The sequence below is a fragment of the Asticcacaulis excentricus genome, from assembly GCF_003966695.1.
Lineage (GTDB): Bacteria > Pseudomonadota > Alphaproteobacteria > Caulobacterales > Caulobacteraceae > Asticcacaulis > Asticcacaulis excentricus_A.
Genome location: NZ_AP018828.1, coordinates 898,591 through 911,713 on the forward strand (window position 1 = coordinate 898,591; position 13,123 = coordinate 911,713).

General features: G+C 60.3%; 15 protein-coding genes. 9 read left to right on the top strand and 6 right to left on the bottom strand.

The genetic code is table 11. From position 1 onward, the window contains the following. Window positions 1–46 precede the first annotated feature (46 nt). Complete coding sequence (locus tag EM6_RS15280; protein WP_126423983.1) at window positions 47–754, top strand: 2OG-Fe(II) oxygenase family protein; 708 nt, start codon at window positions 47–49, stop codon at window positions 752–754. A 23-nt stretch (window positions 755–777) separates the two neighbouring features. Here EM6_RS15280 and EM6_RS15285 read toward each other — a convergent pair whose 3' ends face one another. Then, the gene (locus EM6_RS15285) at window positions 778–1,056 is read right to left on the bottom strand and encodes a hypothetical protein (RefSeq protein ID WP_126423984.1); all 279 of its coding nucleotides are present in this window, start codon (window positions 1,054–1,056) and stop codon (window positions 778–780) included. Between the two features lie 49 nt (window positions 1,057–1,105). Further along, on the bottom strand, window positions 1,106–1,429 hold the full coding sequence (locus EM6_RS15290) for a DUF1476 domain-containing protein (protein ID WP_013480523.1): 324 nt from the start codon (window positions 1,427–1,429) through the stop codon (window positions 1,106–1,108). 246 nt (window positions 1,430–1,675) lie between these two features. Between EM6_RS15290 and purC the strand changes: the two genes are divergently transcribed. The 4 genes from purC (at window position 1,676) to EM6_RS15310 (ending at window position 4,959) form a co-directional block, all read left to right on the top strand. Continuing rightward, complete coding sequence (gene purC, locus EM6_RS15295) at window positions 1,676–2,434, top strand: phosphoribosylaminoimidazolesuccinocarboxamide synthase (protein ID WP_126423985.1); 759 nt, start codon at window positions 1,676–1,678, stop codon at window positions 2,432–2,434. Between the two features lie 66 nt (window positions 2,435–2,500). Next, on the top strand, window positions 2,501–2,752 hold the full coding sequence (gene purS / locus EM6_RS15300) for a phosphoribosylformylglycinamidine synthase subunit PurS (protein ID WP_126423986.1): 252 nt from the start codon (window positions 2,501–2,503) through the stop codon (window positions 2,750–2,752). A gap of 1 nt (window position 2,753) precedes the next feature. Beyond that, the gene (gene purQ, locus EM6_RS15305) at window positions 2,754–3,425 is read left to right on the top strand and encodes a phosphoribosylformylglycinamidine synthase subunit PurQ (protein ID WP_126423987.1); all 672 of its coding nucleotides are present in this window, start codon (window positions 2,754–2,756) and stop codon (window positions 3,423–3,425) included. Between the two features lie 82 nt (window positions 3,426–3,507). After that, window positions 3,508–4,959, top strand: a complete 1,452-nt coding sequence (locus EM6_RS15310; protein ID WP_126423988.1) for an alpha/beta fold hydrolase — start codon at window positions 3,508–3,510, stop codon at window positions 4,957–4,959. 58 nt (window positions 4,960–5,017) lie between these two features. On the opposite strand, the gene EM6_RS15315 is transcribed toward EM6_RS15310, so the two are convergent. Further along, window positions 5,018–5,776 carry a hypothetical protein gene (locus EM6_RS15315; protein WP_126423989.1) on the bottom strand — a complete coding sequence of 253 codons (759 nt, stop codon included), beginning with the start codon at window positions 5,774–5,776 and terminating at the stop codon, window positions 5,018–5,020. A 113-nt stretch (window positions 5,777–5,889) separates the two neighbouring features. Between EM6_RS15315 and purL the strand changes: the two genes are divergently transcribed. Next, the gene (gene purL / locus EM6_RS15320) at window positions 5,890–8,103 is read left to right on the top strand and encodes a phosphoribosylformylglycinamidine synthase subunit PurL (protein WP_126423990.1); all 2,214 of its coding nucleotides are present in this window, start codon (window positions 5,890–5,892) and stop codon (window positions 8,101–8,103) included. Window positions 8,104–8,142: 39 nt separating this feature from the next. Here purL and EM6_RS15325 read toward each other — a convergent pair whose 3' ends face one another. Beyond that, the gene (locus tag EM6_RS15325; RefSeq protein WP_126423991.1) at window positions 8,143–8,910 is read right to left on the bottom strand and encodes a tetratricopeptide repeat protein; all 768 of its coding nucleotides are present in this window, start codon (window positions 8,908–8,910) and stop codon (window positions 8,143–8,145) included. A gap of 125 nt (window positions 8,911–9,035) precedes the next feature. Between EM6_RS15325 and EM6_RS15330 the strand changes: the two genes are divergently transcribed. From EM6_RS15330 to grxD, 3 genes are all read left to right on the top strand, one after another. Beyond that, window positions 9,036–9,266, top strand: a complete 231-nt coding sequence (locus EM6_RS15330; RefSeq protein WP_126423992.1) for a BolA/IbaG family iron-sulfur metabolism protein — start codon at window positions 9,036–9,038, stop codon at window positions 9,264–9,266. Window positions 9,267–9,280: 14 nt separating this feature from the next. Continuing rightward, the gene (locus tag EM6_RS15335) at window positions 9,281–10,207 is read left to right on the top strand and encodes an aldo/keto reductase (protein WP_126423993.1); all 927 of its coding nucleotides are present in this window, start codon (window positions 9,281–9,283) and stop codon (window positions 10,205–10,207) included. Between the two features lie 68 nt (window positions 10,208–10,275). Continuing rightward, the gene (gene grxD / locus EM6_RS15340) at window positions 10,276–10,617 is read left to right on the top strand and encodes a Grx4 family monothiol glutaredoxin (RefSeq protein ID WP_126423994.1); all 342 of its coding nucleotides are present in this window, start codon (window positions 10,276–10,278) and stop codon (window positions 10,615–10,617) included. Window positions 10,618–11,011: 394 nt separating this feature from the next. Here the strand turns inward: grxD and rpsD are convergent, their stop codons facing one another. Further along, on the bottom strand, window positions 11,012–11,629 hold the full coding sequence (gene rpsD, locus EM6_RS15345; protein ID WP_013480534.1) for a 30S ribosomal protein S4: 618 nt from the start codon (window positions 11,627–11,629) through the stop codon (window positions 11,012–11,014). A gap of 173 nt (window positions 11,630–11,802) precedes the next feature. Further along, window positions 11,803–13,122: a hemolysin family protein gene (locus EM6_RS15350; RefSeq protein ID WP_172961277.1), complete on the bottom strand. Its 1,320-nt coding sequence runs from the start codon at window positions 13,120–13,122 to the stop codon at window positions 11,803–11,805. Between the last annotated feature and the right edge of the window lies 1 nt (window position 13,123).

Sequence of the window (13,123 nt, forward strand, 5' to 3'; positions counted from 1 at the left end):
CGGTGGTGGGGGTCCTCACCTGTGACTGGCATTCCAAAGGTTCCCCATGTCCCTTTCCCTTCTGACCGACGCCTTTGATTTTGCCGGCTACCGCGACCGTTTTGCGCGCAAGGGCCGCATCCGGCTCGAAGGGGCCCTGTCGCACGAAGACGCCCACGCCGTTCATCACGCGCTGGAGCAGCAGACCCTGTGGGAACTGCATCTGGTCGATAGCGAAGGCCAACCGGACATCCTGTCGCGCACCGAGCTTGAGACGCTCAATCCGTCGGAGATTCAGGACCGCCTCGCCGCCGCCGCCGAGCGCGCCCAGACGGGCTTAAGCTTCCTGCATCTGGGCTACGACCTGACCTCAAAAGAGGCGTTGGTAAACCTCGGCGAAGACCATCCGCTGTTTGCACTGGCTAAACTTTTGTGGTCTGCGGAATTTGCGGCCTTCTGCGAAAACCTGACCGGGCTGTCGGGGCTGAAACTGCAAAGCCTGATCGCCACCGGCTACCGCCCCGGCGACTTCTTCACCATGCATACGGACGCACAGGCAGCCCTGACCTTTGAATGGAACTTCACGCACGACTGGCGCTCGGACTGGGGCGGGCAGATCCTGTTCCATTCACCATCAGGCGATATCGAAGGCGGCATCATGCCACGCCTCAACGATCTGGCGCTTTATGCCGGGGATCAGCCGCGCTCGGTGGCCTCTCTGGCCGCCTATGCCGGCGCGCCACGGTTTGCGGTCACCGGGCGATTCATCAGGTAGCGCATAATAACGGATGTTAAAGGCTAACGAAGCTCTCGCACCCTTTTGACCACAAGCCCAACAGCTATGACTACAAAACTGACTGCAAATACGGCCTTAGACAGCGTATTCACAATCCTGTCCTCCTGCGCATTGATGTATACGGTCCCCCCATGCGTTTCGTAGGGAATAGTATAGTCAGCGCGAGGGGAGGATATATTGCGCACCGTGACCTTTGACGCGACGGAAAACGAATAAAACATCAACCCTGCGTTAATCAGGATGACCGCATAAAAAACGCCGCGTCCAATCCATTTCAGCATCCCCACCCCCAGCATTAAAAAACCCGGCCTTGTGAGCCGGGTTCGTATTCTACTGCTCGTTTTTGAGAGCTTCACGGGCCTGAGCCAGAAACTCGACCACCTTGGTTCGCACCTCTGTCTCGCGCACCGGGATGTTGGAGGCGGTCAGGTCACCCAGCACCTTGCGAATCACGTCTTCCTCGCCCGGTTGCTCGAAATCGGCGCGCACCACGGCCTTGGCGTAGTTTTCGAGATTGTCGCCGGACAGGCCCATTTTTTCGCCAGCCCACAGGCCGATCATGCGGTTACGGCGCGCCACAGCCTTGAATTCAAATTCTTCGTTGTGGGCGAACTGCGCTTCGAAACCTTTGGATCGGTCATCAAACGTCGTCATAGGGATAAACCTCACTTGTCCTTCTGGTTTTAATGCGCGCCATGACCCCGCGCAACACAAACCGTCATTTACATCACAAAAGTTTTTGATTATTGGCTGCACCCAATCGCATCCTTGGGATGCCTCTTTCACAGCCGTGCGTCAGACGCCCTTTTCAAACCCTCCCCGACACCCCTCACCGGCTGGCCCGGACGGTTTGACTATTCCGACGTCTGCACATGCGCTGCCCTTTCTGGAGATGGCGCCATGACCACCCGCCGCAAGAAGATTTACGAAGGCAAGGCCAAGATCCTGTACGAAGGCCCTGAGCCCGGTACGCTGGTCCAATACTTCAAGGACGACGCCACCGCCTTCAACGGCGAGAAGAAGGCCCAGCTCGAAGGCAAGGGCGTCATCAACAACCGCATCAGCGAGTTCGTGATGACCCGCCTGACGCAGATCGGCGTGCAAAACCACTTCATCAAGCGCCTGAACCTGCGGGAACAACTGATCCGCGAAGTCGAGATCATCCCGTTGGAAGTCGTCTGCCGCAATGTCGTCGCCGGTTCGATGGCCAAGCGTTTCAACCTGCCCGAAGGCCAGCAGTTGCCGCGGTCCATCATCGAGTTCTACTACAAGAACGATGAGATGGGCGATCCCATGATTACGGAAGAGCACATCACGGCCTTCAACTGGGCCACGACGCAGGAAATCGACGATATTCTGGCCATGACGCTGCGCGTCAATGACTTCCTGTGCGGCATGTTCGCCGCCGTCGGCATCACCCTGGTCGATTTCAAGATCGAGTTCGGTCGCCTGTTCGAGGGCGAGTTCTCGCGCGTCATCCTTGCCGACGAGATCAGCCCCGATTCGTGCCGTCTGTGGGACACGCAGTCGGGCGAAAAGCTGGACAAGGACCGCTTCCGCCGCGATCTGGGCGACGTGATCGAGTCCTATACCGAGGTCGCCAAGCGCCTTGGGATCATGAAGGACATGCCCCGCGTCATTGAGGGCGGTGCGCAGTAATCTCCTCCCTTAAGTCCATCGGTGACGGTGGACTTTTTTGCTTACTCTCTTAAACGAAGTGAAAAGATGAAAGCCACGGTTCATATCTTCCTCAAGGCGGGCGTTCTCGACGTTCAGGGCAAGGCGGTCGAAGGCGCGCTTAACGGGCTGGCGGGCACCTCCGGCTGGAGCGATGTCGCCAATGTCCGCGTTGGCAAGGTGCTGGAATTCGACCTGAACAGCCCGGACAAGGCCGCCGCCGAAGCCGAGGTGAAGTCCATGTGCGAAAAGCTGCTGGCCAATACGGTCATCGAATCCTACCGCATCGAGGTCGCGTAAGATGAAAGCCGCCGTCCTCGTCTTTCCGGGTTCCAATTGCGACCGCGACTGCAAGGTGGCGGTCGAGGTGACGACCGGGGCCCAAGTCAGCATGGTGTGGCATCAGGACACGAGCCTCCCTGCGGGCCTCGACCTGATCGTCGTGCCGGGCGGCTTCTCCTATGGCGACTATCTGCGCTGCGGCGCGATGGCGTCGCTGTCGCCGGTCATGGCTGAGGTGGTCAAGGCGGCACAGCGCGGCGTTTCGGTCGTCGGCATCTGCAACGGCTTCCAGATCCTGTGCGAAGCCGGTCTGCTGCCGGGCGCGCTGATGCGTAATGCCGGTCTTAAGTACGTCTGCAAACCCATTGAACTGACGATTGAAAATCGCAATACGCGCTTTACCTCGGCCTATGGCGACAAGGCGAGCGTGTGGATGACCCAAGGCAATGGCGACGGCAACTTCTTCGCCGATGCCGAAACCCTGAAAGCCATCGAAGACAATAATCAGGTCGTGTTCCGCTACGTCGAAAACCCCAATGGCTCGGTCAACAACATCGCCGGGATCATGAATGCCGAAGGTAATGTGCTGGGCATGATGCCGCACCCGGACCGCGCCTTTGAACCGGCGCTGGGCTCGGCCGACGGCGCACCGCTGTTCCACAGCCTGATGCGCGTGCTTCAGGCCGCCTGACGCAAAGGCCGATTGACACAAACGATTGCAAATGCAACCCCTTACCTGTCCGTCCGGCACACGGACAGGTAAGGGGTTTTTTATGCGTATCCGGAATGGATTTTGGGTCTCAGCGATTGTGGCTTTGACGGCAGGGTGCGCCGCGGCCAGTCCCTTCCCCGACACGCCGGCGACCAGCGACCTGCCACTGGGCTATCACGCGAAAACCTGCCCCGCCGCCTACAAGACCATCGTCACAACCCGCGCCATCGAATGCGGCGACATGGTCGTCGAAGAAGCGCGCGGTAGCGGCAATGGCCGCCGCATCCGCTTTCCCGTGGTCATTGCCCGTGCCGCCACGCCGGACAAAAAACACGATCCGCTGATCTATCTGCACGGCGGCCCCGGCGGCGATATTGTCGCGGCGGCACCCTATATCGCCAAGGGTGACAAGACCGCGCTCGACCGCGATGTGATCCTGTTCGATCATCGCGGCACCGGGCAATCGACCCCCTCGCTCGATTGCGGCGAAGCCCCCCTGTCCGACGCCGGTGTGACCAGCGCGGCGGGCGTCGAGGTGCTGAAAGCCTGCGCCCTGCACTGGCGCGCCAAGGGCGTGAACACGTCGCAATATCATTCCGCCGTTATTGCTCAGGACCTACGCGACCTGCGTCAGGCCCTGCACATCACCAGCTATAACCTGTTCGGTGGCTCCTACGGCACGCGCGTGGCCATGGCCGTCATGCAGCACGACCCCGAAGGCCTGCGCAGCGTCATCCTTTCCTCGACCTGGCCCCCGGAGGCCAATGCCACCGCCCCCCTGCCCGGTCTGGTGTCGCGTGAAGTGCGTCAGGTACTGGCCTATTGCCGCGACGATGCCACCTGCCGTCAGCGCTTCCCCGATCTGGAGGCGCGCTTCGATGCCCGCCTGAAACAGTGGCTGGACGCGCCGGTCACCCATAACGGCCAGACCTATACGGCGGATGAAGTCGGGGCCTTCCTGCTCGATGAACTCTACAGCGATCACGGCGCGCGAAGCCTGCCGCTGACCTTGGATCGCCTGCTGAAGGGCGATTTTGCCGCGTTGGACGCCTTCAAAAAGGTACAGGCGGGCTATACCGAGGGCCAGTTCTTCACCACCCTGTGCCGTGAGGAATTTGCCTTTGAAGACCCGGCGGCGCTTGAGGCCACCGACCGTAACGACCCGATCGCCCTGTCCGTCGCCCGCGATGCGCGGCGCTTCTTTGAGGTCTGCCCGGCCTTTGCCACAGGCCGCGCCGAGGCGGTGGAAAACCAGCCCCTGACCAGTAACATTCCGACTTTGATGCTGTCGGCGGATATCGACGCGGGTTGTCCGGCGGAGTTGTCGGATGAGGCCGTCAAGCGCCTCAGCCACGGGCGCAACTATACCTTCGTCAACCGGATGCACACGATTCAGGGCAGCGCCTGCGCGCAAAAAATGATGGCGCAGTTTCTGCAAACCGCCAATCCCGCTGTGAACACCTCGTGCATGAAAGACGACCGCCCCAAATTTCCGTTCATTTACGAAAAATAGACGTGGTGCCTAAAGGCCGCTTCTATCCCAATGCCCAGTTCTATCCCAGTGCAAAGGCTCAGGAAGCAGGGATAAACTCAACAGAGGTGAGCTTAGCGTTGTCCGAGTGGCGTGACAGGCGTATCTGCCCTCCTTTGACGGGTAAAACCGCCCGTCCTTCTGCGTCAAGCGGCAGGTCGCTTCCAAAGATCATGTAACCGTCTGAAAACCACTGCATACGTACCGCTTTTTTATTCCAGCCACCGATCCGAAGGCTCAGTTTGAAGCTGTGATCGAACGGCGTCGTCAGCGGCTCATGCTCCGGCAGACGAAAAATGGAACCGTCCGCCGTCGAGTAGGTGAAGGTCAGCGGAATGTTTGACATGGACTTCATGCGTGAAACACGGTCCTGTCGAAACGGATGCGCACCGAAGCATTGCGGTGAACTGTAATCGATCTTGTTGAAATTCGGACGAATAAAATAACAGGAGAACCGGACCCGATCACCCGCCCACGCGGCCGCAAAACCCGTAGTGCCTGCGGGCATGACCTCGATGCCCAGCATTTCGCCCTTTATAGGCGATTTCAGGGTCACCGGACGCGTATATGTGTACGGAATTTCGATCCAGTCAGTATCTTCCTTGATGTCGCCCAACTGGACGGTCACGTCCTTCGGCAACAAGGTGATCATGGGCGGAACAAACGGTAAAAGCACCTTACTCAACGCCGCGACATCGGCAGTCGGCGCTACAGGTGTCGTCTCCTGTGCCAGCGATAGCGATGCGTTAAGCCCGCCACTCGCCAACATCATAGCTAAAACAGCAGCTAAACGTTTCATTTTAATCCCCCGGAAATACCCCTCTTGTTTAACATGCGACGGGGATAACGAAACCTCCTTTTTTGCCCGGCAATCGCGTGACAAGCGCACCTGAATCCGCTAAACGCGCGCCCATGAGCACGACATCCTCCGCCCCCACCCAAACCCAGAAGTCCATGGCCGACTATGCGTCGGAGTTCGGACTGAAGCCCGACGAATATCAGGTCATCCTCGACCGGCTGGGGCGCGAACCCAACTATGTTGAGCTGGGCGTGTTTTCGGTGATGTGGTCGGAGCACTGCTCGTACAAATCCTCGCGCATGCACCTGCGCAAATTCCCGGTGACGGGTGAGCGCGTCATCTGCGGACCGGGCGAAAACGCCGGGGTCATCGACATTGGCGACGGTCAGGCCTGCATCTTCAAGATGGAAAGCCATAACCACCCCTCCTATATCGAACCCTATCAGGGCGCGGCGACGGGCGTAGGCGGCATCATGCGCGACGTCTTCACCATGGGCGCGCGCCCGGTGGCGCTGCTCAACGCTCTGCGCTTCGGTGAGCCGTCTCACCCCAAAACCAAACGCATCGTCGAAGGCGTGGTCGCGGGCATCGGCGGTTACGGCAACTGCGTCGGCGTGCCGACCGTAGCCGGCGAAACCAACTTCCACGCAGGCTATAATGGCAACTGCCTTGTCAACGCCATGTGCGTGGGCCTGGCCGATGCCGACAAGATCTTCTATTCCGCCGCGCCGGAACCCGGCCTGCCGGTCGTCTATTTCGGCTCCAAGACGGGCCGCGACGGCATCCACGGCGCGACCATGTCCTCGGCAGAGTTCTCGGAAGACTCCGAAGAAAAGCGCCCGACGGTGCAGGTGGGCGACCCCTTCGCCGAAAAGCTGCTGATCGAAGCGACGCTGGAGCTGATGGCTTCGGGTGCCGTTGCCGCCATTCAGGACATGGGGGCTGCGGGCCTGACCTCCTCGTCGGTTGAAATGGCCGGTAAGGGCGGGCTTGGCATCACGCTCGACCTCGACAAGGTGCCGCAGCGCGAAGAGAACATGTCGGCCTATGAGATGATGCTGTCGGAGTCGCAGGAGCGGATGCTGGCCATCCTCAAGCCGGGCCGCGAAAACGACGGTTATCGTATCTTCGAAAAGTGGGGCCTCGATGCCGCCGTCATCGGCGAAACCAACACCTCGGGCCATATCGTTCTGAAGCACAAGGGCGAGGTCGTCTGCGACCTGCCGCTGGGCCCGCTGAGCGACGACGCACCGCTGTACGATCGCCCGTGGGTCGAACCCGATATGGAAGCGCCGCTCGCCTCGGTGCCGGCGGCCCCGGTCGGTGATGCCCTGCTGGCGATTCTGGCCTCGCCGGACATGGCCTCCAAGCGCTGGCTGTGGGAACAGTACGACCGCCACGTCATGGCCGACACTCTGGCCGACTCGGCGACCGGTTCGGACGCCGGCATGGTCCGCGTCCACGGCACCAAAAAGGCGCTGGCCGTCACCTCGGACTGCACGCCGCGCTACGTCAAGGCCAACCCCTATGAGGGTGGCAAGCAGGCCGTGGCCGAAGCCTGGCGCAACCTGACCGCCGTAGGGGCCGACCCTATCGCCATCACTGACAATCTGAACTTCGGCAATCCGGAACGCCCCAAGATCATGGGGCAGATCGTGCGCGCCATCGACGGCATGGCCGAAGCCTGCCGCGAACTGAACTTCCCCGTCGTGTCAGGGAATGTGTCGCTGTATAACGAAACCAATGGCGTCGCCATCCCGCCGACCCCAACCGTGGGCGCGGTGGGCCTGCTGACCGACTACGATCAGCGAGTCGGTTTCAATACCCTGAAGGCCGGTCAGGTGCTGGTCCTCGTCGGCGAGACCGTGGGTGAACTGGGCTCGTCTCTCTACCTGCGCGAAGTGCACGGCATCGAAGCCGGGGCGCCGCCGAAGGTCGATCTGAGCGTCGAAAAGCGCAATGGCGACTTTGTGCGCGACCTGATCCGCTCCAAAACCGCCAAGGCTGTGCACGACCTGTCGGACGGCGGCCTGCTGCCCGCGGCCTTTGACATGGCCTCAGCCTCAGGCGTCGGCATCGAGCTGAAAAACCCCACCGATCTCGAAGACCACATCTTTGCCTTTGCCGAAGATCAGGCGCGCTACCTGATCGCGGTGGACGAAGCCTCGGCGCATCTGGTGCTGGCCAAGGCCGCGGAAGCGGGTGTCCCGGCCCTGGCCATCGGCGTGGCGGGCGGCTCTGACCTCAGCCTGACCGGTACGATGTCGCTGTCCTTAAGCGAACTGAAAACCGCCAATGAGCGCTGGCTGCCGGAATTTATGGGGTAAAGAACAAGTCCCTCCCTTGGTGTCGGGGGAGGGAACTTATTAAAACTTCACCTGATTTTGCCCCGGTCGCACCCGCTCCGGTCGGCGTTCGGTAAAGCGCGTTTCCGCCTCGGAAAGCTGTGCCTTGGTCATCAACGGCGTCAATCGTTGCAGATCAGCCGATACCGGTGGCGGGTTTTGCTGCCAGGTGCGTCCTTCGTGCGCCAGTGCATAGAAAACATAGGCCTCAGTCAGGTCTTTGCTCACGCCCTCGCCTGCCTCCAGCCGCCGCGCCCATTCGCTCTGCGCTTCGGGCAAGCCAGCTTCGGCGGCCTTGCGGATCAGGTCGATCCCACGCGTACAGTTCGCCTCGACACCCCGCCCCTCGCACAGCATCTGCCCCGTCAGCAGCAGCCCCTGCGGATAGTCCTTGAAGGCCGAGCGCTGCACCCAGACAAAGGCCTCCTTTTCGTCTTTTGCAATCCCCTCGCCGCTGAGATAGTGGCGCCCTAACTGATACTGCGCCTCGGCATGGCTCTGGGCTGCCGCTTTTTTGTACCATTCCACAGCCTTGACCGGGTCCTTCTCGACCTGAAAGCCGTTATCATAGGCCTGTGCCACATAGACCTGTGACTTCAGCACACCGATTTCGGCATAGGCCAACTCGTAGTCAAAAGCCGTCTTGTAGATTTTGACGCCGCGCCAGCGCTCATTCTCCTGCCACATCCACAGCCCGGCAATGACCAGCGGCACCACAAAGGCCAGCACCTGCACCCAGCGCACCCACAGCTTAGGCTTGGGGTTGCGGATATCCGTCAAATTGGTCATGCGGCGGTCCGTAAATAAGGTAAAGCCATGCCCGCAAAGGCGGACGATTGCCACTTGTTAACCCATTTTGTGATAGTTCCAAGCCCATTGTGTTTGTTAATCGAGTCGTTCACAAGGCCCTCCCCATGCCCATTGCGCAATCCGATCTCGAAGCCCGTCTGAAAACCGCCTTTCCCGACGCCGAGATTGTCGTGGAAGATCTGGCCGGGGACGGCGATCACTACAAAGCCTATATTACCGACGCCGGTTTCGCCGGGATGCCGCGCGTGCGTCAACATCAGAAGGTCTATGCGGCGCTGTCCGACCTGATGAGCGGGCCGTTGCACGCGCTGGCCCTCGAAACCCGCGTCCCCTGAAGGCAGGCCCGCCGATGCGCTATCGCCCCTTCGGACGTTCCGGTCAGGCCCTTTCCGCCCTGGGCCTTAATGTCTCATGGGCAAAGCTGGGCCGCAGCCGTCACGCGGTGGCGCGCCTGCTGAATACGGCGCTGGAAAACGGCATCAATACGTTTCACCTGACCTCGGCCCATCCGGAGCTGCTGGCCACAGCGGCCGATACGCTGGCGATTGTGGACCGTCGCGTTCTGTTCATCTCGCTGAGCGCCGAAGAAGAGGGCGGCAGCGATCCCGCCGATGAATACCGGCTTGAGCCCCTGCGTGAGCGTCTGCGCGGCGTCATCAAATCGTCAGGTCTGCAATGGATCGACCTCCTCGTCTTTCATGCCAATGGCTTCGACCGGATACCCGAGCGTAGCTGGACCTTTATCAACGCTTTACGCGAAGCCGGGATGCTGAAATTTACCGGGGCAACGGCCAATGATGACCTGATCAAGGTCGCGGTGGATGACGGGCGTTTCAACATTCTCAAGACCGTGTTCGACATCGACACCTCGTGGAACAAACGCCACCTGCTCGACTACGCACTGGCGCAGGGTATGGCCGTGTTCGGACACGACTTCTTCCCGGCGCAGTACCGTAAACCCGAAGCCGTTGTGCCGAAAAAGGGTTGGCTCGGCCTGTTCGGTGGTCAATCCATCGACCCTTTGGCTGGACGCGGCACCTACGCCTTCCTGCATCAGACACCCGACTGGACCGCCGAAGAACTGTGCCTGTCCTACGCCCTGACCCAGCCCAATCTTTCGACGCTTTTTGTCAACGCCGACGACCCGGAGCACCTGGACTCACTGGTCGCCGTGGTCGAACGCGCCATGCCGACCTCGGTGCCGGCGCAGATCGAGATGGCCCGCTTTTCGGCTCAGGCCGATGAGCTGGCGAAGAGGCGCAAGAAACAGGCCTGATCCACTGGATTTTATGCCACTCTGTGCCTATATCGGTCCCATAAATCCCCTTTGCCGGAGTGCCCGCCGTGAGCGCCGATATCCATACCGAAGTGCATCAGTTCATTGATGGCACCATCAAGAACAACCCCGTCGTCCTGTTCATGAAGGGCACGCCTGATCAGCCGCGCTGCGGCTTCTCTTCGCTGGTGGTGCAGGTCCTGGACCATCTGGGTGTTGAGTTCGCCGGGGTGGACGTCTTGCAGGACAACGATCTGCGCGAAGGCATCAAGGTTTATTCCGACTGGCCGACCATCCCGCAGCTCTATGTGAAAGAAGAGTTCATCGGCGGCGCCGACATCGTACGGGAGCTTTTCCAGAACGGCGAGCTGAAAACGCTTCTGGCCGAAAAAGGCGTGATCGAGGCCTGATTTCGCTTTTTCTTTCATACGCCTGACACACGCCCTGCCCTGTTTGGTCAGGGCGTTTTTGTTGGCGATGCGGTCAGATGCTACGCAGGTTTTGCCAAAAATTGTGTGAAACCAAAGCCAATAACAAAAAACCCCGGAAGGCGAACCTTCCAGGGTTTTGTACGTCTGATCTCTACTAGAGCATTCGTCGGCTCAGATGAGCCGCCGAATAGCTCTAATTATTTCTAACGCCTCATGTTTTTCCGAAAAGTGGTGTCCACTTTTCGGCATGAGGCTCTAAGCCGTAATGACGCGGCGAAAATGTCTGGCTTTTGAGCACCCGAAGCGATGTGTACGAGAGTACATGAGCAAGGGCGCGCAAAAAGACGGGCATTTGCAGCCCGTCAGGACGCGCTTAGGACGAGTAATATTCGACGATCAGGTTCGGCTCCATCTTGACCGGATACGGAACTTCCGACAGTTCCGGCAGGCGCAGATAGGTGGCCTTCATCGCCTTGGCGTCCAGTTCGATATAGTCCGGCACGTCGCGCTCAGGCGATTGCAGGGCTTCGAGCACCAGAGCCATGTTGCGCGAACGCTCGCGGACCTCGATCACGTCGCCGACCTTCACGCGGTAAGAGGCGATGTTCACCTTCTTGCCGTTGACCAGCACGTGGCCGTGGTTGACGAACTGACGGGCCGCCCACACGGTCGGCACGAACTTGCAGCGATAGACGATGGCGTCCAGACGCGACTCCAGCAGCGCGATCAGGTTCTCGGAGGTGTTGCCCTTGCGGCGATCGGCCTCTTCGTAGATCTTCGAGAATTGCTTCTCGGTGATGTTGCCGTAGTAGCCCTTCAGCTTTTGCTTGGCGCGCAGTTGCAGGCCGAAGTCCGAAACCTTGGACTTGCGACGCTGACCGTGCTGGCCGGGGCCGTAGGAGCGCTTGTTGACGGGGGACTTGGGACGGCCCCACAGGTTTTCACCCATGGCGCGGTCGAGCTTGTACTTGGCGCTGTGGCGCTTCGACATAGTCTTACCTTTATATAACCCTGTCCGGCGTCCCGCGAGAGTGCGAGACAGCGATTTCAACGGCGGTTCAGGATCAACCCGTAATAGCCCGCCTACCGAAGGGTAAGCAGGAGAAGCGGCGCTTATGGCGTCATCGGCGCGCAGAGTCAAGCCGCTGCCGTGCCGAACCCGGCCTATTCCTCGTCCGCCTCGTCCTTTTCAGGCTTGCGGATGGGGGTGAACAACAGCTTGTCGATGCGGCGTTCGTCCATGTCGATCACCTCGACGCGATGATGGCCCAGGGTCAGGATTTCGCCCTCCTTGGGGAAGCGGCCCAGACGGTGCAGGACCAGACCCGCCGCCGTGTGATAACCGGTGCCGGGCTCATAGGCCTCATCCAGCGCTTCCGACAGCTCAAACAGGTCAGCACGCCCATCGACCAGACACGAGCCGTCCTCACGATGCAGGATCATCGGCTGTTCGTCGTCGTGCTCCTCGTTGAAGTCACCGGCGATCATTTCCAGCAGGTCGGTGGGGGTCAGCACGCCTTCGATGGTGCCGAACTCATTGACGACAAAGGCGATATGCAGCTTCGACGCCTTGAACATGTCGAGCGCCTGAAGAAGCGAGGTGGTATCCGGGATATAGATCGGCTCGGCGATCAGCTTTTGCAGGTCGAGCGGCTCACCGCTCAAGAGCGTGTCGGCGACGTCGCGCTTGTGCAGGATGCCAATGGGGTTTTCCATGTCCTGCCCGCGCACCACAACAATACGCGAATAGGGACAGGCACGGATGTCGTTGCGGATGACCTTCTCTTCGTCATCAATGGAAATCCAGTACACTTCGGGGCGCGGCGTCATGGCCACGCGCGCCGGACGGTCGCCCAGGCGCATCACTTCGGTCATCATGGCCTGTTCCGCCGGCTCGATCAGGCCCGCGCCCATGCCTTCGGCCAGAGCGGTTTCCACCTCTTCCTGGGTGATGGTCTCGCCCTTTTCGTCGCGGATGCCCAGAAGACGCAGGACCAGCGTGGTCGAGCCGGTCAACAGCGTCACAAACGGCCCCATGGCCATGGCTAGAAACGACAGCGGGCGCGACACGAAACCGGCGATGGTTTCCGGGAAGATCAGCGCCACGCGCTTTGGAACCAGTTCGCCGACGATCAGCGACAGATAGGTGAGCAGCACGACGACGATGCCGGTGGCCAGCGCCTCGCTATAGGCCGCCAGCGCCGGGAAGTTGTGTTCCAGCAGGTGATCCAGCTCACTGGCGATCGTGGCCTGACCATAGGCACCGGCCAGAATACCGATCAAGGTAATCCCCACCTGCACCGCCGACAGGAACCGCGTCGGGTCCTGCGACAGCTTCAGCGCCTGTTGCGCCCCCTTGTCCCCCTTGTCGGCACGGCTTTGCAGCTTGGCACGGCGAGACGACACCACGGCCAGTTCGGACATGGCAAATATGCCGTTCAGCACCACCAGAAGGAGGACGACGGCACAGGCAAGCAGTAACATT